Annotated in this window: 22 protein-coding genes and 2 pseudogenes; 9 read left to right on the top strand and 15 right to left on the bottom strand. The window is 42.2% G+C overall.

The window, feature by feature from the left end:
- Positions 1–50 precede the first annotated feature (50 nt).
- Positions 51–1505 (top strand): sucrose-6-phosphate hydrolase, encoded by a 1455-nt coding sequence (locus SCRDD08_RS02750; protein ID WP_061422338.1) that lies wholly within the window; start codon positions 51–53, stop codon positions 1503–1505.
- Positions 1486–2451, top strand: coding sequence for a LacI family DNA-binding transcriptional regulator (locus SCRDD08_RS02745; RefSeq protein WP_061422337.1), 966 nt, complete (start codon positions 1486–1488; stop codon positions 2449–2451). The genes SCRDD08_RS02750 and SCRDD08_RS02745 overlap by 20 nt, the downstream gene beginning before the upstream one ends.
- A gap of 351 nt (positions 2452–2802) precedes the next feature.
- Here the strand turns inward: SCRDD08_RS02745 and SCRDD08_RS11795 are convergent, their stop codons facing one another.
- The 10 genes and pseudogenes from SCRDD08_RS11795 to SCRDD08_RS02700 all read right to left on the bottom strand — a co-directional run bounded on the left by SCRDD08_RS11795 (position 2803) and on the right by SCRDD08_RS02700 (position 9312).
- A complete protein-coding gene (locus SCRDD08_RS11795) occupies positions 2803–3009 on the bottom strand; it encodes a hypothetical protein (RefSeq protein WP_048764457.1) in 207 nt (68 codons plus the stop codon).
- Between the two features lie 55 nt (positions 3010–3064).
- Positions 3065–3280 (bottom strand): hypothetical protein, encoded by a 216-nt coding sequence (locus tag SCRDD08_RS11790; RefSeq protein ID WP_061422336.1) that lies wholly within the window; start codon positions 3278–3280, stop codon positions 3065–3067.
- Between the two features lie 225 nt (positions 3281–3505).
- Complete coding sequence (locus SCRDD08_RS02730) at positions 3506–4042, bottom strand: GNAT family N-acetyltransferase (RefSeq protein WP_061422335.1); 537 nt, start codon at positions 4040–4042, stop codon at positions 3506–3508.
- Positions 4043–4070: 28 nt separating this feature from the next.
- Positions 4071–4157, bottom strand: a complete 87-nt coding sequence (locus SCRDD08_RS12160; RefSeq protein WP_221760745.1) for a CD1845 family protein — start codon at positions 4155–4157, stop codon at positions 4071–4073.
- A 159-nt stretch (positions 4158–4316) separates the two neighbouring features.
- Positions 4317–4610: pseudogene (locus SCRDD08_RS02725) on the bottom strand (transposase); the annotation flags it as partial.
- A 695-nt stretch (positions 4611–5305) separates the two neighbouring features.
- Positions 5306–5743, bottom strand: a complete 438-nt coding sequence (gene nusB / locus SCRDD08_RS02720) for a transcription antitermination factor NusB (RefSeq protein ID WP_061422333.1) — start codon at positions 5741–5743, stop codon at positions 5306–5308.
- Entirely contained in the window at positions 5736–6125 is a 390-nt protein-coding gene (locus SCRDD08_RS02715; RefSeq protein ID WP_061422332.1) for an Asp23/Gls24 family envelope stress response protein, read from the bottom strand. Before SCRDD08_RS02715 ends, nusB begins: the two co-directional genes overlap by 8 nt.
- Before the next feature lie 30 nt (positions 6126–6155).
- The gene (gene efp, locus SCRDD08_RS02710; RefSeq protein WP_045500742.1) at positions 6156–6716 is read right to left on the bottom strand and encodes an elongation factor P; all 561 of its coding nucleotides are present in this window, start codon (positions 6714–6716) and stop codon (positions 6156–6158) included.
- A gap of 61 nt (positions 6717–6777) precedes the next feature.
- Entirely contained in the window at positions 6778–7839 is a 1062-nt protein-coding gene (locus tag SCRDD08_RS02705) for a M24 family metallopeptidase (protein ID WP_061422331.1), read from the bottom strand.
- Positions 7840–7905: 66 nt separating this feature from the next.
- Entirely contained in the window at positions 7906–9312 is a 1407-nt protein-coding gene (locus SCRDD08_RS02700; protein ID WP_061422330.1) for a Cof-type HAD-IIB family hydrolase, read from the bottom strand.
- A gap of 66 nt (positions 9313–9378) precedes the next feature.
- Here SCRDD08_RS02700 and SCRDD08_RS02695 point away from each other — a divergent pair, with 66 nt between their 5' ends.
- Positions 9379–10341, top strand: a complete 963-nt coding sequence (locus SCRDD08_RS02695) for an asparaginase (protein ID WP_061422329.1) — start codon at positions 9379–9381, stop codon at positions 10339–10341.
- A gap of 321 nt (positions 10342–10662) precedes the next feature.
- Here SCRDD08_RS02695 and SCRDD08_RS02690 read toward each other — a convergent pair.
- From SCRDD08_RS02690 to SCRDD08_RS02675, 4 genes and pseudogenes are all read right to left on the bottom strand, one after another.
- A pseudogene (locus SCRDD08_RS02690) lies at positions 10663–10919 on the bottom strand (DUF896 family protein).
- A gap of 20 nt (positions 10920–10939) precedes the next feature.
- On the bottom strand, positions 10940–12979 hold the full coding sequence (glyS, locus tag SCRDD08_RS02685; RefSeq protein ID WP_061422328.1) for a glycine--tRNA ligase subunit beta: 2040 nt from the start codon (positions 12977–12979) through the stop codon (positions 10940–10942).
- 2 nt (positions 12980–12981) lie between these two features.
- Positions 12982–13899, bottom strand: coding sequence for a glycine--tRNA ligase subunit alpha (glyQ, locus tag SCRDD08_RS02680; RefSeq protein WP_061422327.1), 918 nt, complete (start codon positions 13897–13899; stop codon positions 12982–12984).
- Positions 13900–13911: 12 nt separating this feature from the next.
- Positions 13912–14757, bottom strand: coding sequence for a hypothetical protein (locus SCRDD08_RS02675; RefSeq protein WP_061422326.1), 846 nt, complete (start codon positions 14755–14757; stop codon positions 13912–13914).
- Positions 14758–15347: 590 nt separating this feature from the next.
- Here SCRDD08_RS02675 and SCRDD08_RS02670 point away from each other — a divergent pair.
- The 5 genes from SCRDD08_RS02670 (at position 15348) to serS (ending at position 20048) form a co-directional block, all read left to right on the top strand.
- Positions 15348–16337, top strand: coding sequence for a PTS sugar transporter subunit IIB (locus SCRDD08_RS02670; RefSeq protein WP_005591780.1), 990 nt, complete (start codon positions 15348–15350; stop codon positions 16335–16337).
- Between the two features lie 44 nt (positions 16338–16381).
- On the top strand, positions 16382–17185 hold the full coding sequence (locus tag SCRDD08_RS02665) for a PTS mannose/fructose/sorbose transporter subunit IIC (RefSeq protein WP_005591779.1): 804 nt from the start codon (positions 16382–16384) through the stop codon (positions 17183–17185).
- 18 nt (positions 17186–17203) lie between these two features.
- Complete coding sequence (locus SCRDD08_RS02660) at positions 17204–18115, top strand: PTS system mannose/fructose/sorbose family transporter subunit IID (RefSeq protein ID WP_061422325.1); 912 nt, start codon at positions 17204–17206, stop codon at positions 18113–18115.
- A gap of 70 nt (positions 18116–18185) precedes the next feature.
- On the top strand, positions 18186–18557 hold the full coding sequence (locus SCRDD08_RS02655) for a DUF956 family protein (RefSeq protein ID WP_061422324.1): 372 nt from the start codon (positions 18186–18188) through the stop codon (positions 18555–18557).
- Between the two features lie 213 nt (positions 18558–18770).
- Positions 18771–20048: a serine--tRNA ligase gene (gene serS / locus SCRDD08_RS02650; protein WP_061422323.1), complete on the top strand. Its 1278-nt coding sequence runs from the start codon at positions 18771–18773 to the stop codon at positions 20046–20048.
- Positions 20049–20330: 282 nt separating this feature from the next.
- Here the strand turns inward: serS and SCRDD08_RS02645 are convergent, their stop codons facing one another.
- Positions 20331–22289 (bottom strand): peptide ABC transporter substrate-binding protein, encoded by a 1959-nt coding sequence (locus SCRDD08_RS02645; RefSeq protein WP_061422322.1) that lies wholly within the window; start codon positions 22287–22289, stop codon positions 20331–20333.
- A 288-nt stretch (positions 22290–22577) separates the two neighbouring features.
- Between SCRDD08_RS02645 and pbp3 the strand changes: the two genes are divergently transcribed.
- Positions 22578–23855 (top strand): D-alanyl-D-alanine carboxypeptidase PBP3, encoded by a 1278-nt coding sequence (gene pbp3, locus SCRDD08_RS02640; protein WP_061422321.1) that lies wholly within the window; start codon positions 22578–22580, stop codon positions 23853–23855.
- Positions 23856–23966 lie beyond the last annotated feature (111 nt).

The following is a 23966-nucleotide window of genomic DNA, read 5'->3' as shown; positions in this document are numbered from 1 at the left end:
AAAACGTTTACTATAGTAATAAGAAATAATATGATTTGGAGGACAAAAGATTGGCTTGGACGACTGAAAAACGCTACAAACGCTATGAAGACTGGACTCAGGAAGAGGTGCAGCAGATCAAAGAAAACATCGCTAAATCTCCTTGGCGGGCTAGCTATCATGTGGAGCCTCAAACAGGTCTGCTCAATGACCCCAACGGCTTCTCTTATTTTGATAGCAAGTGGGTGGTTTTCTACCAAAACTTTCCTTTTGGGGCTGCCCACGGTCTCAAATGCTGGGTTCAATTAGAAAGTGATGACCTAGTTCATTTCACAGAAACTGGTCTTCGGGTGCTGCCAGATACTGCTCTGGACAGCCACGGCGCCTACTCAGGCTCTGCCATGCAGTTTGATGACAAGCTCTTTCTCTTCTATACTGGCAATGTCCGTGATGAGAATTGGGTGCGTCACCCTTATCAAATCGGTGCCTTGCTAGACAAATCAGGCAAGCTAGAAAAAATCGACAAGGTCTTGATTGAGCAACCTGCCGAAGCGACTGACCACTTCCGCGATCCGCAGATTTTCAACTACAAAGGACAATTCTATGCCATTGTCGGTGGGCAAAATCTAGATAAACAAGGATATGTCAAGATTTACAAGGCTGTTGATAATGACTATACCAACTGGGAAGCTATTGGCGATTTGGACTTTGCCAATGACAAGACGGCCTATATGATGGAGTGTCCTAATCTAGTCTTTATCAATGACCAGCCAGTCCTGCTCTATTGCCCTCAAGGTTTGTCTAAGGACGTGCTAGATTATGATAATATTTATCCGAATATGTATAAAATAGGTCAATCGTTTGACATAAATAAAGCTGCTATGATTGATCCTAGTCCTATCCAAAATCTGGATTATGGCTTCGACTGCTATGCCACCCAAGCTTTCAACGCACCTGACGGTCGTGCACTGGCTGTCAGCTGGCTAGGCTTGCCTGATGTGGAATACCCATCTGACCGCTTCGACCATCAAGGGGTCTTCTCCCTCGTCAAGGAATTAACCCTGAAAGACGGCAAGCTCTACCAGTACCCAGTGCCTGCTATCAAGGATTTGCGAACAGAGGAACAGCCTTTCGCTCCTTTGGCAGAAAGCAAGAACAGCTACGAACTGGAGCTAAATCTCACTGCGGACACCGAACACGAAATCGTCCTCTTTGCAGACAAGGATGGCAAGGGGTTACGCATCAATTTTGACCTCAAGGAAGGACAAGTGACAGTCGATCGCAGTCAAGCGGGCGAGCCATTTGCTCTGGACTTTGGAACCAGCCGAAGCTGTGATATTGGCAAGGAAGCAACGAACGCTACTATCTTCATCGATAAATCGATTTTTGAAATTTTCATCAATAAAGGAGAGAAAGTATTTTCCGGCCGTGTCTTCCCGAGAGAAGATCAGACAGGCATTGCCATTACCAAGGGCAATCCAACCGGTACTTACTATGAATTAGATTATGGTCGCAAAGCTAACTGATGTAGCAAAACTTGCAGGAGTCAGCCCCACAACTGTTTCCCGCGTCATCAACAGGAAAGGCTACTTATCCGACAAAACGATTTCCAAGGTTGAAGCAGCCATGAGAGAATTGGCCTACAAGCCTAACAATCTGGCACGCAGCCTCCAAGGAAAATCAGCCAAGCTAATTGGACTCATTTTCCCGAATATCAGCAATGTTTTTTACGCAGAATTAATTGGTAAATTGGAGCATGAGCTCTTTAAACAGGGTTATAAAACCATCATTTGCAATAGCGAGCATGACTCAGATAAGGAGCGTGAGTACCTTGAGATGTTGGAAGCCAATCAGGTGGACGGTATCATTTCTGGCAGCCACAATCTAGGCATCGAAGACTACAATCGCGTGACTGCGCCAATCATTGCCTTCGACCGTAACCTTTCACCAGATATTCCAGTTGTCTCCTCAGACAACTATGGCGGTGGAGTGCTGGCTGCTCAAACCCTGGTCAAGGCTGGCGCTCAAAATATCATCATGATTACTGGTAATGATAATTCCAATTCCCCAACTGGCCTGCGCCATGCTGGCTTCGCCTCTGTTCTACCAGACGCTCCCATCATCAATGTTTCCAGCGATTATTCTCCCGTCCGAAAGGAAATGGAAATCAAGCATATTTTAACCCATGAGAAGCCAGATGCTATCTTTGCTTCAGATGATTTAACAGCCATTTTAGTGATGAAAGTCGCTCAGGAGCTGGACATCCAGATTCCTAAAGATTTAAAAGTCATCGGCTACGACGGAACTTACTTTGTGGAGAACTATTATCCTCAATTAGCGACTATTAAACAGCCTCTGAAGGATATTGCCAAACTTCTGGTCGATTTATTGCTACAAAAAATTGACAAACAAGAAGTCACAACGACCGGCTACTTCCTGCCTGTGAACCTCTTGCCCGGCAAAAGCGTATAACTTCTTTTGATCTCACTAAATTCCTTCATCTTGACGAATCCCCCAAAGGTTTGGCAGAAACCAACTTTTGGGGGATTTTTAATATCATTAATCCCTAGCAATTACTTCAATGTTAGCTCCGTCTAGGAAGACTTTCTTTTATAACTAAGTTTGAAGTAGCTAGCCGAGGCCTAAATTGCCATGAATCTATAGGGAAAGAAACCAGTTGAGGCTTAAGTTGCACAGTTCAATCCCTGATTACTTTTTGGTGTCATATTCACTATCGCTTTCCTTAGCCTATCGCCTGCATTCAATAGCACTGTTCGTTTTTTTAGAAAGATAAGGTTTTCCCAAATTCTAAAGGAAATCAAACTAATCTACATAGAAAAATCTTCTATAAATTCGCGCAATCGTTAAAATTATGATTAAAAGTATAGCTATTATAGACAATACTATTTTCCCAAAACTGACTTCCGAACGGATTATAAAAATGTGAAAGAGAGGTGCCAATCCTACACCTATAGCAATTAGATAACTAGCAAAGTTTATGGCACCAAGCCCTGCAAAAAAATGTTTCATTTTAAATACCTAACTTTTTAACTTTCATTTTATAGTGACTCTCTCTAAATCGGTTTCATTGTTTACTTCTCACCTTTTCAAAGAAATCTGATAGTAAATGTACTCCACTGAGGGCTATTACTATGTCAATTGGTAAGAAATAGTAATCCCATATAAAATGAGATAAAATCAATGATAGAAATAGAATACAATCAATATAACTATTCTTAAAATGTTCTGCGATTTTATGATATAGAAATGCAATAATAACTGAAATCAAAACAATCGTCATGCTTATCCTCCTGTAATCTGCAAATAATCCTTGTATTCACCTGCTCTAAGCTATTCCTCTTCTTGGAATTTTTCAAGTACCTTAAAGCTCTTAATAATACAAACTATTAGATACTCCATTGGGGCGATCTCATATTCAAACATAATAAATGCAACACTGACCGTTATTAGCATTATCTTTAAGATAGTCATTAAGCACCGCTCTATTGCAATTCCAACTTCTAATTCAATCTATTCTTTTTTCAAACCGAAACATTCCGTCTGGAAATTGCTCATCAAATTCCTTAACATCCGCTTCTGGCTCATTTGGGTCAGGATGAAATTTATTAAAAAATTCAACAATATGAAACCCACATCTATTTACATAAAAATGTATATTACGCTGCTCAAAGTATGGTGTCATAGTCTCCCAAATTTTGACTTCTGGATGTAACTTTTCAATTTGACACCAAGCAGCATATCCAACTCCCTTACCGTGAGCATCTGGGGAAACGAATAGCAGGTCTAAACTTCCTTTTTCTCCATCAACTTTAATTACAGCACCGCCAACTTTTTTCTCTTCAAGAATAATACGATAAGCCTTTCCGTGGTCAATGGACTGTTCGATGGTCTCTCGTGAAATGATTTGACCATCTTCTTCAAAGTGGTTATCTCTACACCCAAACTCCTCCAAAGCCCCGTAGTTAAAAGCTTCCTGATTATCCAAAATAAACAGCTCTCGGTCATCTTCTTCCATCAAACATAACTGTATATCTTTTCCCATTTCAACACACCTACAATCTCTAATTTGTCTACACCGCTTTAATCTTCTCATTTATCAATTCAATAAAAGCGATCACAGTCGCTCCTATCATCGGAAGACCATCAGGACTAAATATATATTCTACCTATTATACCATTCTTATTACTTTATTTTATTATTTCTTACAAGCTTTTAGATAATTGTAGATACATTCTATAATTTTGTGTAAACGCTCAAGTAGAGTTACGAAGTGTTAATCAAATAAGCTTTCAAGGGTGTCAGAACATTTCCAAGTGTTATCGCGACGTCCATAAGCGGGGATCAAAGCTGGACTAAAGTTCCCATTACGATCTCTTGGAATGGTTAACTGAACAGTCCCATATTTGGTTTCAAATTTCCGTGAATAGGTTCCGTTACGACTATTTCCAGTATGATAGCCTACTTTATCGTAAGGCTCATACCCTAAAAAGGCTGATAACTCCGCTTGAAGCAGATCATTCATGGCTGTTTCAAGAGAAGAACGGCAACATTCATCAATATCTTGCTGCTGGGCTAGGAAGTTAAGTAGTTCTGTGGTAAACTGAGTCATATGAATAAATCTCTTTCTAGTAATGTTTCGCAACTCTACTAAAACGGATTTATTCCTTTTTGTGTTTACACAACTTATTTTACACTACCACTATACAAAAACAGACAGGAGCTTTTTCAACATTATCAAGTTTACTATCAGTTTAAATTTCCCCGTATAGCCCTATTCAAATAGGTATTAAATCCCAAGATTCTCCCCAAAAACTCTCTTCTAAGGAATTGCTCTTTAGGCGTTTTTCTCTTATCTCTTTCTTTTCTTACTTAGACTGACTAGACCATTCCTCATCTTTAAAAGACCTAGTAAAAATCGTAAGAAACGAAAGCAATTTATCCTATAAACAGATATTAAAAGAGCATCCTAGGCCTAGATTGCCACGAAACTATAGGAAAAGTAACTAGCCGATACCTAGATTACCAAGAAACTATAGGATAAGTGACCGGCCGAGACCTAGATTGCCACGAATCTATAGGAAAAGTGACCAGCCGAGGCCTAGGTTGCCATGAATCTATAGGAAAAGTGACCAGCCGAGGCCTAGAATACCAAGAAACTATAGGAAAAGTAGCCAGCCGAGGCCTAGATTGCCATGAATCTATAGGAAAAAGGACCAGCCGAGACCTAGGTTACTATAATGGAAAATTTTTAAGCATTATCAGCAACTACAACTATCAAAAACCAAAAAAGCTGAGACAATCGTCTCAGTCTTTTTCTTCTGTTATAAATTGGCTTAAAATACCATTGATAAACTTACTTGATTTTTCATCAGAGAATTGCTTGGAAAGTTCAATAGCTTCATTGACCGCTACTCGCTCAGGAGTATCAAACTCTGTCATTTCAAAGATGCCTAATCGCAGGATATTCTTTTCCACCAAGGTCAAACGCTCAACTGTCCAGCCTGCTTTTAAGTGCTGGGCGATTTTCTTATCTAATTCTTCCTTGGACTGGGATACTCCTGTGACCAAGTTGAGTAGAAAGGCTGGGATATTGACCTCAGCATCTGTCTCCTCTTCGTCCTTATCATAAGTATAGGCAAAGCGACAAGACTCAACGGCATCGCCTTCATACTCTAGGCTCATCAAGGCCTGAAACGCCCGCTGGCGTAACTCTCTTCTAGATTCTAACAAAACATCAGTCATTGAGGAAATCCTCATCAAACAGATCTTTCAAATCTGGTTTTGGTGATTTTTCTGGAACGATACCTGCTACATGGATATTAACAGCAGACAGCTCTACTTCAGCCATATCGTTCACAGCACTTTTGACCGCCTTTTGGATCGCAACTGCAACTGTTGGTACACTAATACCGTATTCCAGATAGAGGTAGATATCAACTGATATGTCGCCAGTTTCATCCGTATGCAGCGCAACACCGCGTCCAAGCGTACGCATAGAAAGGCTATCTGACATGCTTTTATTTGCAAAAGAATGAACGCCCTCTACCTTAGCCGTAGCAATGGCAATAATTTTTTCCAAGACTCGTGGCGCAATAACGATTTCGCCTAATTGTTCGTTTGCCATAAGAATTCCTTTCTATATGAAAGATTGAAATTACGCACGAGAAACGTAAGTTCCTTCTGCTGTATTGATGACCAATTTTTGTCCAACTTCGATGAAGTCTGGTACGTTGACAACAAGACCTGTTTCAAGAGTTGCTGGTTTACCAGAACCTGTTACAGTAGCACCTTTGATAGATGGTTGTGTTTCTGTTACCACCAATTCAACAGTTGTAGGTACTGTCACACCGATCACTTCTGATCCGTAGAATTGGATTTTCACATCTGAGTTTTCAAGGATGAATTTCAACTCGTCCTCTACATTAACGACTGGAATTTCGTATTGGTCATAAGTCTCAGTATTCATGAAATACGCAGTACCATCCATTTGGTACAAGTATTGTGCTGGTACTGTTTCAATGATCGCTTGTTCAAATTTTTCTTCTGGACGGTAGCTAGTCTCAAATGTAGAACCAGTACGAACATCACGCAATTTCATACGCATGATAGTATTTCCCTTACCTGGTTTGTGGTGGCTTGCTTCCAAGACGCGGATCAATTTACCATCTGCAGTTTCAAAAGTCATTCCAGCTTTCAGCTTGCTTGCTTCAATCATTTGTTTTTTACCTCTTTAATAAATAATTTACTCTTTATTCTACCATAAAGCTTGATAATTCTCAAATCACAATCAATTCTTTTGGAGCAAGGGTCAAGACCTCACAACCAGTCTCTGTGATCAGAAGGTCATCTTCTATCCGAACGCCGTATTTGCCATCCAGATAGATCCCCGGCTCATCCGTCAGAACCATGCCAGCCTTGATCGGCTCTTCTGACTTGCCAAAGTAAGGAATCTCATGGATGTCCAACCCAATTCCGTGACCAATTCCGTGGCTAAAGTAAGGACCGTAGCCTGCATCGTTGATAATTTGACGAGGAATCCGATCGAAGTCTATATAACTGAGTCCAGCTTTAGCCGCTTCTATCAGGGCTTGATTACTGCGCAGGACAATATCATAAATTTCCCACTCTTCATCCGTTACCTGCCCCACATGAATAGTCCGCGTCATATCGCTGACATAGTGATTGTAGTAGCAACCAAAATCCATGGTCAGGGTTTCACCATTTTGAATAACCTTGTCACCGGCCACACCATGTGGCATAGCAGAGCGGTAGCCCGAAGCGATGATGAAGTCAAAGGAGGCACCTGAAGCACCTAGCTGGCGCATACGGGCATCCAAAAAGTTCATAACAGCCAGCTCTGTCGTCTGACCAGGCTTGATAAAGTCCAGCACGTCTAGGAAGGCTTGGTCAGAAATCTGACAGGCCTTGCGAATAGTCGCGATTTCTTGCTCATCCTTGATCATGCGCAGATTTTCGATAAAGGCTGTCATCGGCACCAGCTCATGACCAGCAAACACACCTTCCAGCATCTTGAAGTAAGCATAGGAAATTTCATCATCAAAACCGATTTTTGCCAACTGATCGTCTACAATGATTTTAGCAATTTCTCCAACTGCATCCCGTGTTTCAACAATATCAAAGTCTTCAACCACGCCCTTAGCAATCAAGGTATAACGAGAATCTGTCAGGAAAATTCGTCGTGACTTGCTGATGAAAACCGTCGCTTCTGTCCCGCTGAAACCAGTCAGATAGTAAATATTTTTCAGATTGGTTACTAAAACAGCATCGCATTCTGTCTGAGCTAAGGCTGCTTCAAATTTTTCAACTCTTGATAACATGAGAAAACCTCCGTAAAATAATTCGATTGAGTATCGTAAAATAAAAATTCTGCTGATGAAGAGTCGCTACTCTTCGTCTTTTGTTTCTTTTTGCGCCTTTTCCACATTGAGCTGATAAGCCTGAATCTGTCGCTCCAACTCCCGTTCGATCGCTGGTTCTGGCGCATATTTCTCTTCCCAGTCATCTGGTTTGAGGATTTTATGGGTCACTGGATCAAAATGCGCTTTTCCATCTGGGAAAATTTTCCCCATATTGGCCTGATGGACAATATCGAAAATCCGTTCAGGATCAACTCCCATCAAGACAAAACTACCGTAAGTAAAGTAGAGCGTATCGATCAGAGCATCCACTTGACCAACTAAGGAGATTTCTGCCTTGCTCTTGCTACGAACCTTGGCAGCAGCCTTATCTAAAGCCTCGTGCATTCTGGCCATCGACTGATCAAATTCTTCCTCTGAAGAGCTGGCAGCTCTGAGAAATTCAACCAACTCTTCCAACTTGAAGTCAGCACGATGCCGAGCTTCCTCTGGTATCCAAGCGATGGGTTCTTCCTGCGTAGACTCATCCATGACACCATGGAAGGTCTTGACCTTATTGAAGTGGTGATCGCGAGACACAAAGACTTTCTCACTCGCCAAAATACCGAAATGTTCAAGTGCCCGATGAATCCCATCCTGACTATTGCTGCTTGTCGTATGCTTGGCTACTTCCTTGACAGAGCTGGTGCCATTCCCCATGGCAATAGACAAGCCAACTCCCGACAGCATTTCCAGGTCATTGTCTGAATCTCCGAAGGCCATGACCTGATGGATATCAAAGCCATACTCTTGACCGACTAGACGAATTCCCTCCAGCTTGGACATCTCTTGATTGATGATGTCCGCTGCATAAGGACTCGAACGAGTAAATTTCAAATGTGGAAAATCCGCTTCAATCTTTGCACTCTCAGCCGGATCCGCCAAAATCAGAACTTGATAGATAGGCTCTTGAATCAATTTCAGCAGGTCTTCTTCATGCTGAGGCAGGGCCTTGCTCACAATCTTGTTAAAACCATGGCTCACCGTCCGAGTCATTTTCCTAGGAATAAACTGGGTAGCCCACTGTGAAAAGGAACTCATACCAAAGGTCATAATTTTTGAACCTTGCATGGCCTGTTCTGTCCCCAAGGAAATCTCTTTTCGGTGCTTCTTGGCATAGGCAATCAGATCACGCAAGCTCTGCTTATCAATCGGTGTGGCAGAAATGACTCTGTCCTTTGAAAAAATATACTGACCATTGTAGGTGACAGCAAAGTCTAAATCCAGCTTGTCCATAAAAGGCTTGACAAAGAAAGGACCTCGACCTGTTGCTAAACCGACCAAAATCCCTTGTTCCTGCAAACTCTTAATGGCAGCTTCTGTCGATTTCAAGACGGTTCGACTGTCATTAATCAAGGTTCCATCTATATCAAAAAAGACGGCTTTTATTTCCATTGATTTTCTCATTCTTTCCTTTTATGATACAATAAATTATAACACAATTCACGGAGAAGCTCATCTATGAATAAGCAAATTTTAGTTTTACATACGGGTGGAACCATTTCCATGCAGGCTGATGGGAGTGGCGCTGTCAATAGCAGCCAAGACAATCCTATGAACCATGTGGCTGTTCCCTTAGAGGGTATTGAAGTGACGGTGGTTGATTTCTTCAACGTTCCCAGTCCTCACATCACTCCCAAGCACATGCTCGAACTCTACCAAAAAATCAAGGCTGACGCTGACCAATACGACGGTGTGGTCATTACCCACGGAACCGATACTCTAGAGGAAACAGCCTACTTCCTTGATACCATGGACCTGCCTGACATCCCTGTCGTTTTGACCGGAGCTATGAGAAGTTCAAATGAACTCGGCAGTGACGGAGTTTATAACTACCTGACTGCTTTACGGGTAGCCAGCGACGAGAAGAGTCGAGGCAAGGGCGTCCTAGTCGTCATGAATGACGAAGTCCATGCTGCCAAATATGTCACTAAAACCCACACCACCAACGTCAGCACCTTTCAAACTCCGACGCACGGCCCTTTAGGCCTAGTCATGAAACACGAAATTCTCTATTTCAAAACAGCAGAACCTCGCGTCCGCTTTGATCTGACTAGCATTTCGGGACTGGTACCCATCATTCCAGCCTATGCCGGTATGAAAACAGAACTGCTTGATATGCTGGATTGGCAAAAGCTAGACGGCCTCATCATCGAAGCCTTTGGCGCAGGCAATCTGCCAAAAGAAACTGCGGAAAAATTAACAGAGATGGTAGAAGCTGGTCTCCCCATCGCTCTCGTTTCACGCTGTTTCAACGGCATTGCTGAGCCTGTCTACGCCTATGAAGGCGGTGGTGTCAAGCTGCACCAAGCCGGAATCATGTTTGTCAAAGAGCTCAATGCACCGAAGGCTCGCATCAAGCTACTGATTGCCCTCAATGTCGGCCTAAGTGGTCAAGCATTAAGAGACTATATAGAAGGATAAAAAACCAAGCTTGTCTACTCGCTTGCTAGGCATTATTTCTTGATTTTCCTTTATAATGCTGTATCCCTCGATATAAAGTTCCAAGTCCATAAATATTCTTAGCCTTAAGCGAAGTTATAAATTCAAAAAAAGAGTCTGGGACAAAAGTCCTAGACTCTTCAATTGTCTTTGGATTGTAGAGCAAGACGCAGTGGTTGAGTGGGCTCTACTACGCTGATTTCATCAGTTTTTACAGCCCTACTCAACTGTGCGGAGGTGGGACGACGAAATCGAATTCTAACGAATTACCGATTTCTGTCCCACTCTCTCTTTTTCTTGTTGTTATGAATTTGGATCATCTAGACTGCGGCCATGAAGACCTTTCTCACGTTGAACTTGACGCAATTTTTCAGGCGTCACATCATTGCCTTCCTCGTCGACAATCTTGATGCCTTCAATGTGATGGCGAACAGAGCGACGGTAGCCTTCGATATACTCTTCACGAAGTTTAGCTTGTTCCACTTTTTCTTCAGCAGTTAGGCCTTCCGTTTTTTCTTTTTAGCCAGTTCATTGATACGTTCAATTTTTTTAGGATCCATGATTCTACCTCTCTTACCTTTTATTTGGTATTAATCTGATTAAACTGGGCCAGCTGGCCAGCCTTGTCTGTCAAAGAAACTAGGAGAGCTAGACGGTTGTTACGCAAAGCCTCATCTTCTGCCATAACCATGGTATGGTCAAAGAAAGCGTCAATAGCTGGACTGAGGGCAAAAAGTTGATCCAGATTAGCAGCTAAGTCTGCCGTCAACTCCACTTTTTCAATGGCCGCAGCCAAGTCTTTTTCCTCTTGATTTTCAAAGAGTGCTGGATTGACAGCTGTCTGCCCTTGGGCTTTCTCAGCTAGATTAAAGACACGAGACAGGCTTTCAACTGCTGACTTAAAGTTGTCTTCTTTGGCTTTTTCCGCTAGAAGCGCAGCCGTTTCTACCAAATCGCGTACGACAAAGTTAGTGCTTTGAAGAACAGCCGTCACGATGTCTTTCGGAATGCTACGATCCATCATCTTCTCAACACGGGCACGGAAGAAGTCCAGCACCGCCTCTTGATTGTCATAGCTTAGGCTATCAAACTTGAGTTCGTAAAGCTGACTAAGAAGCTGAGCCAAGTCAATGTTCCAGCCAAACTTATCCAAAATACGAACGACACCCTGAGTCGCACGGCGTAGTGCATACGGGTCATTGGAACCGCTTGGAATCAAGCCAACTGAGAAGAAGGACAGAATGGTATCTAGCTTATCAGCCAGAGCCAAGACGGCTCCGACCTTGGTGTCAGGCAATTCGCCATCGGCTGAAGTTGGCATATAGTGCTCCCGAATGGCAGCTGCCACTGCAGCATTCTCACCAGCCAGCAGAGCATATTTCTCACCCATGATACCTTGCAGCTCATCAAACTCACCAACCATACCAGTCAGCAAGTCAAACTTATAAATAGCCGCTGCACGAGCCAAGTCAGCTGTCTCATCAGCATCCAATCCTGCTTCTTGCGCCAAGAGAGCAGCAATCTTGCCAGTCCGCTCCATGTGCTCTGCCAGAGAGCCAATCTTCTCATGGAAAGTCACATTGCTCAGCTTTTCAACCAAGTCGGCAATAGCTAGTTTTTGGTCTTCCCGCCAGAAGAATTCCCCATCTTCCAGACGAGCCACCAAGACTTTCTCATTCCCCTTGATGACATTTTCCAGATGCTCTGCATTTCCGTTGCGGACAGAGATGAAGTGCGGCAAAAGTTTGCCTTCACTATCGCGCACAACAAAGTAACGCTGGTGCTCTTTCATAGAAGTTACCAAAACTTCCTCTGGCACCTCTAAGTATTTAGCATCAAAATTACCTAGGAAAGCAGTTGGATATTCTACCAGATTCAAGACTTCATTAAGCAAGTCTTCGTCAATCTCGATAGAAACACCGTGCTCCGCTTCCAGTGCTCGAATCTGCTCGACAATCATATCACCCCGCTCAAGAGGGCTGGCAATGACAAACTGAGCCCGTAGGTCATCTTCATATGAATCTGCTGAAGCAATCTGCGTTTCTTTGCCCAAGAAGCGATGGCCACGGCTAGTACGGCCACTCTTGATGTCCAAGAAATCCAAGTCAAAGGCCTGCTCATCTAAGAGCACAGTCAAAGTATGTACTGGACGGATGTATTCAAAGGTGTTGTTGGCCCAGTGCATGCTGACAGGGAAGGTCAAAGCTTGCAGAACTTCCGTCACTGCTGGGATGATCTCCTCTACTGGGCGGCCGATTTCTTCCTTGGTCACATAGACATATTCTTCCCCTTTGATTTCGCGGAAAGTAATGTCCTCAACCGTCAAGCCCTTGCCACGGACAAAACCTTCGGCAGCCTTTGTGAAGTTCCCATCAGCATCCAGAGCAATTTTCTTAGAAGGGCCTTTGAAATCTTCGGTCAAATCAGACTGCTTGTCCGCCAAGCCAACCACACGCACCGCCAGACGACGAGGCGTAGAGAACATTTCAATTTTTTCAAAGGTCAGACGATGGTCTTTCAGGAAGGCTCCCATCTTGTCGCGCAGCTGCTTCATGCTCGGTGTCACGACATAGGCTGGCATTTCCTCCAAGCCTAATTCAACTAATAAATTTTTTACCATGATTATTCTCCCTCCTCTGCCAAGAGTTTCTCGCGATTCTCTGCATCCAAAAGTGGGTAGCCCAGACGCTTGCGCTCAGCCACAAAGGTCTTGGCCACAACACGCGCCAGATTACGAATACGGGCAATATAACCAGCCCGCTCTGTCACAGATACAGCTCCACGCGCATCCAAGAGGTTAAAGGTATGCGAGCATTTGAGAACATAGTCATAGGCTGGGTGCACCAGATGCTCGTCCAGACAGCGCTTAGCTTCCGCTTCAAACTTCTCAAAATTCCCCAGGAGCAAGTCTTGGTCGCTGACCTCAAAGCTGTACTTGGAATGTTCATACTCAGGATGAGTAAAAATTTCGCCGTACTTGACGCCATCAGCCCACTCAATATCGTAGACTGAGTCCACTTCTTGAATATAAGAAGCCAGACGCTCCAGACCATAAGTTACCTCAGCAGTTACTGGCTGAGTTGGCAGACCTCCGACCTGCTGGAAGTATGTGAACTGAGTGATTTCCATACCATCCAGCCAAACTTCCCAGCCCAGACCAGCCGAGCCAGTTGAAGGATTTTCCCAGTTATCCTCGACAAAGCGGATATCGTGCTCCAGCGGATTGATGCCCAAGAGCTCCAAAGACTGCAAGTAAAGTTCTTGGATATTGCTTGGAGAAGGCTTCATAACCACTTGAAATTGGTGGTGTTGATAAAGACGGTTAGGATTTTCCCCATAACGACCATCTGCTGGCCGACGAGATGGCTCTACATAGGCCGCATTCCATGGCTCTGGCCCAATAGCCCGCAGGAAGGTATAGGGACTCATTGTTCCCGCCCCCTTCTCATTATCATAAGCCTGCATGAGCATACAACCTTGGTCATTCCAGAACTGCTGTAAAGTCAAAATTATTTCTTGAAATGTTAATTTTTTAGGCATTTTTTACTCCTTTTAATTAAAAAAATTTGTTTTCTCTATTTCATTTTCTTTTAGAACTATTATGGAGAAATTATTTCTCTTTTTTTGCATATTTATCAATCTATCAATATGGTTAAAAGTTTCATCTGTCGTTACAAGTATTAGTTCTTTATTTGGAAGCCTATTGGTTTCTATCGAATAGTTATTCGATAATTCATATAATTTCACAACATAACTATCTAACACTGAACTCGCAATATTATTTTGCAAATATTTAATTTCAAAGATAATATCTTTATCGAACATACCTTGCCCCATTGCTATTACATCATACAAAAATCCATTTAGAATTCTATCAGAAACTATTTTATAGTTCACTGGCGAGGTCTCATAGATTCTTCTAACTACACTGTTTTCAATAGATTGGTAAGATTTTATATTTTTTTCAGAGATTTCTCCAGTAAGTTGTTCTAATTTTGAATCACTTTTTATATTTTCTTCAATTGCTTGAGGAGGTGCCTTAGTAATTCTTTTATTAATTTCATCGATTTCTAAAGCCCTTTTTTTAAAATCTAAATCTTCAAATTTTTTCCAATCACTTAACCCCTTAGTTATTAGATAAATTCCAACTGGTACACTAAGTATCAGCAATAATAATGAAAAACAAAAAATATGCTCATAATTCTGTTGAAGGTTATTCACTATAGATTGTGATTTCATTGTAAAATTATTATACTGTTCATTGGTAAATAGTATTTCAGCTTTGTTAATACTAAAAATATAGCCAATGAAAATAAGTGGTAAAAGAATAAGCAATGTGCCTAATGAAACTTGAAATTTATACTTTGTGTCAAACGTCAGTTGTGAAATTTCTTTCAAAATATTCCTCCTTTTCTATATAAATTACATCTATCCTAGAAGCCAAAAAGAACCACATCCGACAGTCCTAGGCTATGCGACCTAGGGGCGTCAAGACGCGGTTCCACCCTAATTTATTACTTCATTACGTTTAAAAATGTTTATCGAAAGCGCCATCTGCACTGCTTCCCTATCCGGCTCCCACCAACCCAGACTCGCTAAAAAGTAGACAATGAGAATTCTTTCTAGAAAAGATTATAGCAGAAAATAGATAATTTGTAAAATACTTCTTGGACTTCAGCTATAAATTCCTCCTATATAAATTTACTTTCTAATCAATTTATCAGATAAGCATTTTCATAGAAATTTTCATCCACTTTCATATATTAACCTAGTTAAATTGGCGATCTAATCTTCACCTAATTATTTAGTGAGAAGAAAAGATTAAAAAAGACTGATATAACAGCATTTTTCACTAGAAATAGAATTTGAAAATCATTGTCGCCTCGATTCAGGTACTTGCATTTTTCATGAAAACGTTTTATAATAATAGTTAGCCTTAAAGTTTTCTTAAACTTAAGTCAAACATTTTATAAGGAGGAAAAACAATAATGAGTATTGGAATCATTATTGCCAGCCACGGTGAATTTGCTGCCGGCATTCATCAGTCAGGTTCTATGATTTTTGGTGAGCAAGAAAAAGTTCAAGTTGTAACTTTCATGCCAAACGAAGGTCCTGATGATCTGTATGCAAAATTCAATGACGCTGTGGCTTCGTTTGATGCGAACGATGAGGTATTGGTCTTGGCTGACCTTTGGAGTGGGTCTCCATTTAACCAAGCTAGCCGTGTCATGGGTGAAAATCCAGACCGCAAGTTCGCGATTATTACAGGTTTGAACCTGCCTATGCTAATTCAAGCCTACACAGAGCGCATGATGGATGCAAACGCTGGCGTAGATGCTGTCGTTGCAAATATCATCAAGGAAGCTAAGGAAGGCGTAAAAGCACTTCCAGAAGAGCTAAATCCAGTCCTAGAAAGCGCTGCTCCTGCTGCTGCACCAGTTGCTCAAGCGGCTATCCCAGAAGGAACTGTTATCGGAGACGGCAAGCTCAAAATCAACCTTGCTCGTATCGATACACGTTTGTTGCATGGACAAGTTGCGACAGCTTGGACTCCAGATTCAAAAGCAGACCGTATCATCGTAGCTTCTGACTCAGTAGCTAAGGATGAACTTCGTAAAGAGCTCATCAAACAAGCTGCACCTGGTAATGTTAAAGCAAACGTTGTTCCAATTGACAAGCTGATTGCTGTTTCAAAAGATCCACGCTTTGGTAATACGCACGCTCTTATCTTATTTGAAACTCCGCAAGATGCCCTACGCGCTATCGAAGGCGGTGTGCCAATCAAGACCCTCAACGTCGGCTCAATGGCTCACTCAACTGGTAAGACAATGGTCAACAACGTTCTGTCAATGGACAAGGACGACGTGGCAACTTACGAAAAATTGCGTGACCTCGGAGTTGAATTCGACGTACGTAAAGTACCAAATGATTCTAAGAAAGATTTGTTTGACTTAATTAACAAAGCCAACGTTCAATAATCTGAACCGTTTCGCTCTCATATTATTATGAAAGGATTTAAAACATGTCTATTATTTCTATGGTTTTAGTAGTCTTTGTTGCCTTCCTAGCTGGTCTTGAAGGTATCTTGGACCAATTCCAATTCCACCAACCATTGGTTGCATGTACCTTGATCGGTCTTGTAACTGGTAACTTAACTGCTGGTGTTATCCTTGGCGGATCTCTTCAAATGATCGCTCTTGGTTGGGCTAACATCGGTGCTGCCGTTGCTCCTGACGCTGCCTTGGCTTCAGTTGCTGCTGCTATCATCATGGTTCAAGGTGGAGATTTCACTGACAAAGGTATCACAGTTGCAACTACAATCGCGATTCCTCTTGCCGTAGCTGGTCTCTTCCTTACCATGATCGTGCGTACTATCTCTGTTGCCTTGGTTCACGCTGCAGACTCTGCTGCTAAAAAAGGCGACTTTGCTAGCGTTGAACGCGCACACTTTGTAGCTCTCCTTCTCCAAGGACTTCGTATCGCTATTCCTGCAGCCCTTCTTCTTGCTATCCCCGCAGAAGCAGTGCAAAAATTGCTTGCTATGATGCCTGATTGGTTGGCAGGCGGTATGGCTGTCGGCGGGGGAATGGTTGTTGCCGTTGGTTACGCTATGGTTATCAACATGATGGCAACTCGCGAAGTATGGCCATTCTTTGCTATCGGTTTTGCTCTTGCTGCTGTTAGCCAATTGACTTTGATTGCCCTCGGTGCTATCGGTGTAGCAATCGCCCTTATCTACCTCAACCTTTCTAAGAAAGGCGGAAACGGTGGTGGCGGTTCTGCTACATCTAACGACCCAATCGGCGATATCCTAGAAGACTACTAAGAAAGGAGCTGCTATATCATGACTGAAAAAATTCAATTATCTAAATCAGACCGTCAAAAAGTTTGGTGGCGTTCTACTTTCTTGCAAGGTTCTTGGAACTATGAACGTATGCAAAACTTGGGTTGGGCTTATTCTTTAATTCCAGCTCTCAAGAAACTTTACACTAAAAAAGAAGATCAAGCTGCTGCTCTTGAGCGTCACTTGGAATTCTTCAATACTCACCCATACGTTGCTGCTCCAATCATCGGTGTAACACTCGCCCTTGAAGAAGAAAAAGCAAACGGTGCAGAAATTGACGATGCAGCTATCCAAGGGGTTAAAATCGGTATGATGGGACCTTTGGCTGGTATCGGTGACCCAGTCTTCTGGTTTACAGTTCGCCCTATCCTTGGAGCGCTCGGTGCTTCTCTTGCTATGTCAGGAAATATCATCGGTCCACTTCTCTTCTTCGTTCTTTGGAATGCAATCCGTATGGCCTTCTTGTGGTACACTCAAGAATTGGGCTACAAGGCTGGTTCTGAAATCACTAAAGACATGTCTGGTGGTATCCTCCAAGACATCACTAAAGGTGCTTCAATCCTTGGTATGTTTATCTTGGCTGTTTTGGTAGCACGCTGGGTAAACGTTAGCTTTGCGCTTCAATTGCCATCTACAAAACTCTCTGAGGGAGCTTACATCAACTTCCCTAAAGGTGCTGTAACTGGCGAGCAACTTCAAAAAATCTTGGGTGATGTTGCAGGCGGATTGAGCTTGACTCCTGAAAAAGCAAATACCCTTCAAGGACAAATTAACTCTTTGATTCCAGGTTTGATGGGACTTCTCCTTACCTTCCTCTGCATGTGGTTGCTTAAGAAGAAAGTTTCTCCAATCACAATCATCATCGGACTTTTCATCGTTGGTATCGTTGCCCGCCTTATTGGTTTGATGTAATTAAAAAGAAGGTTTCGGCCTTCTTTTTATTATGGTATAATAGCTATAGTATTAAAAAGGGAGAGGTTCTATGGCGCAATCGCAAAATAAATCGATTGAATTTCAAACAACAGGAGTTTCCTATCTGGGTTTAGGTGGCAAGGTTGGGAAGTTTTTGATCGGTGATGTCGCACTGGAATTCTACGCTGATGCCAATGTAGAAGATTATATCCAGCTACCTTGGTCTAGCATCCAGCAGATCGGTGCCAATGTCTCTGGGAAAAATGTCAGTCGCCATTTTGAAGTCTTTACAGACAAGGGCAAGTTTCTCTTTGCCTCCAAGGACACTGGAAAGATTCTCAAAATTGCACGGCAACATATCGGGAATGAGAAAGTTGTCAAATTGCCTACTTTGATCCAAACAATTGGCCAATTCTTTAAAAATCTATTTGCAAAAAAATAGAAAATCCTGTATAATCTAGGAAACGGATAAGTAAGACTATCGCTTCTTTCAGAAAGTCTGCGGGTGCTGCGAGCAGATAGGAGCCTAGTGTGAAATTCTACCGTTGCAATACAACTACATACATAATCAAGTGCACACCTGTGAAGTTGGATGGAACCGCGGCCTAGCCGCTCCAACAGTTTCCTCGGTGTGCTTTTATTTTTGGGAGGTTTTATGTTAGATTTAAAACGTATTCGGACAGACTTTGATGCTGTTGCAGAGAAATTAGCTACCCGTGGCGTAGCAGCTGATGTACTCAATCAAATGAAGGAAATTGATGAGCAACGACGTGATTTGCTGGTGAAAGTAGAAAATCTCAAAGCAGAACGCAACACCGTTTCTACAGAGATTGCCCAAGCCAAACGCAACAAAGAAAATGCAGATGACAAGATTGCAGCCATGCAAAAACTATCTGCCCAAGTCAAGGACTTAGATGCTACTTTAGCTGACTTGGATGCTAAGTTGACCGAGTTCACTACAACCCTCCCCAACATTCCCCATGACAGCGTTCCAATCGGAGCGGATGAAGATGACAATGTTGAAGTTCGTCGCTGGGGTACACCGCGCCAATTTGACTTTGAAGCTAAAGCTCACTGGGATTTAGGTGAGGATTTGAACATCTTAGACTGGGAGCGTGGGGCAAAAGTCACCGGGGCTCGTTTCCTCTTCTACAAGGGGCTGGGAGCTCGATTAGAGCGTGCTATCTACAACTTCATGCTGGACGAGCATGGCAAGGAAGGCTATACAGAAGTCATCACGCCCTATATGGTCAACCATGACTCTATGTTTGGTACTGGACAATATCCTAAGTTCAAAGAAGATACCTTTGAGCTAAGCGATACCAACTTCGTGCTCATTCCAACTGCTGAAGTTCCACTGACCAACTACTATCGAGACGAAATTCTAGACGGCAAGGACCTGCCTATCTACTTCACAGCTATGAGCCCATCTTTCCGCTCCGAAGCGGGTTCTGCCGGCCGTGACACGCGTGGTCTCATCCGTCTACACCAATTCCACAAGGTCGAAATGGTGAAATTTGCCAAGCCAGAAGAATCCTATGAAGAGCTGGAAAAGATGACAGCCAATGCGGAAAATATCCTGCAAAAGCTGAATCTGCCTTACCGCGTGGTTGCTCTCTCCACAGGAGACATGGGCTTCTCTGCTTCCAAGACCTACGACTTGGAAGTCTGGATCCCCGCTCAGAATACCTATCGTGAAATTTCCAGCTGCTCTAATACAGAAGATTTCCAAGCTCGTCGCGCCCAAATCCGCTACCGTGACGAAGCAGATGGCAAGGTCAAACTCCTCCATACTCTCAATGGATCTGGACTAGCTGTCGGACGTACAGTAGCTGCTATCTTAGAAAATTACCAAAATGAAGATGGCTCTGTAACCATTCCTGAAGTCCTACGTCCTTACATGGGTGGCTTGGAAGTCATCGCACCAAAATAAACAATGAAAGGTCCGAAACAAATCGGACCTTTTCTTATTCTACTTGAGGAGAAATCCAACAGTTCAAAAAAATAAACGAAATATAGGATTTTCTACTTTAAAAAGAGGCTGGGACAGAAATCGGTAATTCGTTAGAATTCGATTGCGTCGTCCCACCTCCGCATAGTTGAGTAGAGCTGTAAAAGCTGATGAAATCAGCGTAGTAGAGCCCACTCAGCCACTGCGTCTTGCTCTACAATCCAAAGAAAAGAGGCTAGAACTTTTGTCCCAGCCTCTTTTCTGTTACTTAACGTGACTTGCTAACTCTTCTTGAGCTTTTTTATTTGATTCTTCTTTTTCTTTTTCCCATTTTTTCAAAGCTTTTTGATAATCAGCTACTGTTAGAACCTTATCTTGAAGCTCCATTCCCTTAAATACATAGCTATCACCCTTGATACCTACATAAGAGTAGGCTTTGGTAAATGGTACGACCTTTTGAACCATTGGTGAAGCGCCTGCAGAAGTAGATGGGATCACAATAGAACTATCTGTTAACCAAGCCTGCGCTGCTGCATATTTCGTATAGCGAGCATTGGTATCTTGCTTTTCTGCATCTGCCTGATCCAAAAGCGCTTTGTAGTCCGTTAAACCAACCTTGGAAGCAATATCTTGGTTTTGGCCTTTTGTCAGACCAATATTGTCCAAGATATCCCCTGTCTCTGGGTTAAAGATATTCAGATAAGTCACTGGATCTTGATAGTCTGCTGACCAACCAGACATATTGAGGTCATAGTCCTTTTGGGCAGCTGTTTCTGCAAAGTAAGTAGAGTTATCCAAATCATCTGTTGACATTTGATGCACATCAATCACAACGTTTTCTTGACCTAGAGATGCCTCAACAGATTGTTTGAAGGAATTAGTCCGCTGCACCATGATTTTATCAGTTTGGTCAACTGGTACATCTAGATGAATTGGGAATTCAACTCCCTGCGCTTGCAAAGCTTCTTTGGCTTTAGCAAATTCTGCCTTGGCCTTTTCTGGGTTGTAAATGCTGTCTTGGGCATCAGCTAATTTGACACCTTGCCATTCATCCCCATAAGAAGCCAGTTGTGATTCAACGACATCTGAGAAGTCCTTGCCATCTACTTGCACAAAACTAGGAGGTACAAGCAAGCTTCTGACGATTTTCGTTGCTCCTTCATTACCATTCATCTGGGCACCAAAGGATTTACGGTCAAAAGCGAAGTTAATTGCTTGGCGGAAGTCTTTATTTTGAATCGCTTCTTTGCTGGCAGCTTTTTGGGCATCTGTCTTAGAAGTGTGGCTATAAGCCTGACGATTCAGGTTGAAGCTAAAGAAATAGCTAGTTGAGTTTTGTGGAGTAAAGATGATGTTGTCTTTGTATTTCTTTTCTACTGATGCGTAGTTTGAGCTAGTCGGATAGAGACGAGCTTGCGTGTAAGCACCATCAGTAAAGTTACGGATCAACGACTCCTGGTCAGAACCATCGTAGTAAGTCAGTTTGACATCTTCAATCTTCACATTGTCCTTGTCCCAATAGTTTTGGTTTTTAGAATATTCGATAACAGACTTAGACGTAAATGCCTTTAATACATATGGACCATTATAAAGGATACCGGAAGGTTTCACGGTACCAAAGTCTTTGCCTTCTTTCTTCAGAAATTCTTCGTTAATCGGGAAGAGAATGCCCATCGTTGTCTTAGAATTCCAGTAGCTTTCTGGCTGATTCAGGGTGTATTGAACTGTATAGTCGTCAATTGCCTTGACACCTACAGTAGAGAAATCATTGCTTTCCCCTTTGATATAAGCATCTAATCCCTTGATAGAGTTTTGCACGATTGGTAATGCTTCTGATTTTTCATCTGCAGCGTGCTTGAGCCCTGTGACAAAGTCTTGCGCCTTGACAGCAGCATATTCTTCACCTTCTGCTGTGTACCATTTAGCGTCCTTACGCAACTTATAAGTATAAGTTAGGCCATCTTTGGATACAGTCCAGTCTTCAGCCAATGAAGGGATAAGATTCCCATATTGATCATTTTCTAAAAGACCGTCGACCAAATTGGCAATAACGTCAGAAGTGGAGGCGCGATTGGAGTTTACATAATCCAATGTATCTGGATCTGTATTATAGACATAAGAATATGTCTTTGTTGAGCTAGTGCTTGACTTGCCACAAGCAGCTAAGAATAGCGCTGATGCTGCAACCAAACCAGTAATAGCCAACCATTTAGATTTTTTCATGAGCAAATCTCCTTCTTTAGATTATGTATTATTATACATCATTTCTAGACAAATACAAGTCTTATTTTAGAAAATTTTAAATTTCTATGCATTTTTCTTATTTTAAATGAAACAAAATATAGGAAAATTTCTATGCATTTTCATATATTTCCATATATTCTCATAAACATGCAGGAAATCTTATAAATAAAAATTTGTTCAATATTTTACAAGGATTCTTGAATAGGTTTGGCAAAAATATCGTCTTTTTATGTTACAATAGATTTATTACTAATCTAGGGGAAAGAAATGAAAAAACTTTTTGTATTCCTACTGCTATTCTTTGGTCTGATTGCCAAGCCTGTTCTGGCAGATGACTATGAAATTGCCGCTAAAAGCGCCATTGCTGTCGATGCAAACTCAGGAAAAATCCTCTATGAAAAGGAGGCTACAAGCCCACTAGAAGTCGGTGCTATTACTAACATTTTGACTGCTTATCTGGTTTACGAAGCCATTGCTGATGGCAAACTGAGCCTAGAAACTGAGGTTGATATTTCTGATTATGCTTACCAGCTGACAGTAAATCCCTCTATCGCGAACCTACCTCTGGAAGCGCGACGCTACAAGGTAAAGGACTTGCTGAATGCCTCTCTTTTGGCCAGTGCCAACAGCGCCACTATCGCTCTGGCAGAAAAAGTTGGTGGAAGTGAAGAAAATTTTGTCAAAATGATGAAAGCCAAACTCAAGGAATGGAATATTTCTGATGCAATCATTGTAAATGCTACTGGTACGGATATTCGTTTACTAGATGGTTCGCTAGAAACTACTAATACCGAAGAGGAGCCCGCAGAGAATTCTAAAAGCAAGAAAAAACAAGAGACTGTCAATAAATTCAGTGCTTATGATATAGCTGTGATTACTTCACATCTGATCGATGACTACCCAGAGGTCCTTGGCATCACTTCTAAATCTCATGTGAATTTTGCAGGAATCCAACTAGAAAATCCCAATTTAATGTTGGAAGGATCTCCTAGTTTTCGGACAGGAGTGAAGGGTTTAAAGACAGGCGGGTCTGAGCAGAGTGGTGTTTCATTTGTCGGTGTAACAAGTGAAAAAGGGATGCGATTGATCACAGTCGTTTTAGGAGTCTCACAAGAAGATAACGACCCTAATACCCGTTTTGGCGTTACATCTAGCCTAATGACCTACGTTACGCAAAATTTTTCTCCGACAGTCCTTGTCAAAAAAGGGGAAAGATATAATAACTCACAAGTAGCTATTAGAGACAGCCAAGAGGATCAGGTCGCTGCAGTTGCTAGTGAGGACCTGGTAATTCTAGAACGGATAGCCAATCAGGCTGAACATAAGGTTACCTTTACTCCAAGTCCACAGGAGCTGCAGGCTCCCTTGAAAAAGGGTAGTGTAGTAGGTACCCTCACTTATACAGATTCTGAGCCAATCGGCCAAGGCTATATCGAAAATAAGAAAACTTCTATTTCTATGGTTACAGAAAAAAAGGTTGAAAAAGCTATCATTTTCAAAGTCTGGTGGAACGACTTCATCCGCTTTGTCAATGAGAAGTTATAAAAGAAATGAGGCTGGGACAAAAAGACTTCAACTCATGAAAAAGGGATAAGGTCAGTTTAAGATCTTATCCTTTTTTCTAGTTTTGAGCCATTTTCTTGCTCAGTTTCTTAA

Origin of the sequence: Streptococcus cristatus, assembly GCF_001578775.1 — a bacterium.
Taxonomy (GTDB): Bacteria; Bacillota; Bacilli; order Lactobacillales; family Streptococcaceae; genus Streptococcus; species Streptococcus cristatus_A.
The sequence above is the reverse complement of the archived record's forward strand: the minus strand, read 5'-3'. Positions and strand labels throughout refer to the sequence as shown.

What these genes read in the sequence shown, in the direction of transcription:
- SCRDD08_RS02665 (WP_005591779.1), top strand. Translation starts at nt 16,382, where the DNA reads ATGTCTATTATTTCTATGGTTTTAGTAGTCTTTGTTGCCTTCCTAGCT.
- SCRDD08_RS11790 (WP_061422336.1), bottom strand. Translation starts at nt 3,280, where the DNA reads ATGACGATTGTTTTGATTTCAGTTATTATTGCATTTCTATATCATAAA.
- SCRDD08_RS02745 (WP_061422337.1), top strand. Translation starts at nt 1,486, where the DNA reads ATGGTCGCAAAGCTAACTGATGTAGCAAAACTTGCAGGAGTCAGCCCC.
- SCRDD08_RS02660 (WP_061422325.1), top strand. Translation starts at nt 17,204, where the DNA reads ATGACTGAAAAAATTCAATTATCTAAATCAGACCGTCAAAAAGTTTGG.
- SCRDD08_RS02715 (WP_061422332.1), bottom strand. Translation starts at nt 6,125, where the DNA reads ATGGCAAACGAACAATTAGGCGAAATCGTTATTGCGCCACGAGTCTTG.
- SCRDD08_RS02645 (WP_061422322.1), bottom strand. Translation starts at nt 22,289, where the DNA reads ATGAAAAAATCTAAATGGTTGGCTATTACTGGTTTGGTTGCAGCATCA.
- SCRDD08_RS02730 (WP_061422335.1), bottom strand. Translation starts at nt 4,042, where the DNA reads ATGGGAAAAGATATACAGTTATGTTTGATGGAAGAAGATGACCGAGAG.
- SCRDD08_RS02655 (WP_061422324.1), top strand. Translation starts at nt 18,186, where the DNA reads ATGGCGCAATCGCAAAATAAATCGATTGAATTTCAAACAACAGGAGTT.
- SCRDD08_RS02670 (WP_005591780.1), top strand. Translation starts at nt 15,348, where the DNA reads ATGAGTATTGGAATCATTATTGCCAGCCACGGTGAATTTGCTGCCGGC.
- SCRDD08_RS02705 (WP_061422331.1), bottom strand. Translation starts at nt 7,839, where the DNA reads ATGTTATCAAGAGTTGAAAAATTTGAAGCAGCCTTAGCTCAGACAGAA.
- glyS (WP_061422328.1), bottom strand. Translation starts at nt 12,979, where the DNA reads ATGGTAAAAAATTTATTAGTTGAATTAGGCTTGGAGGAAATGCCAGCC.
- SCRDD08_RS11795 (WP_048764457.1), bottom strand. Translation starts at nt 3,009, where the DNA reads ATGAAACATTTTTTTGCAGGGCTTGGTGCCATAAACTTTGCTAGTTAT.
- SCRDD08_RS02700 (WP_061422330.1), bottom strand. Translation starts at nt 9,312, where the DNA reads ATGGAAATAAAAGCCGTCTTTTTTGATATAGATGGAACCTTGATTAAT.
- nusB (WP_061422333.1), bottom strand. Translation starts at nt 5,743, where the DNA reads ATGACTGATGTTTTGTTAGAATCTAGAAGAGAGTTACGCCAGCGGGCG.
- efp (WP_045500742.1), bottom strand. Translation starts at nt 6,716, where the DNA reads ATGATTGAAGCAAGCAAGCTGAAAGCTGGAATGACTTTTGAAACTGCA.
- SCRDD08_RS02695 (WP_061422329.1), top strand. Translation starts at nt 9,379, where the DNA reads ATGAATAAGCAAATTTTAGTTTTACATACGGGTGGAACCATTTCCATG.
- pbp3 (WP_061422321.1), top strand. Translation starts at nt 22,578, where the DNA reads ATGAAAAAACTTTTTGTATTCCTACTGCTATTCTTTGGTCTGATTGCC.
- serS (WP_061422323.1), top strand. Translation starts at nt 18,771, where the DNA reads ATGTTAGATTTAAAACGTATTCGGACAGACTTTGATGCTGTTGCAGAG.
- glyQ (WP_061422327.1), bottom strand. Translation starts at nt 13,899, where the DNA reads ATGCCTAAAAAATTAACATTTCAAGAAATAATTTTGACTTTACAGCAG.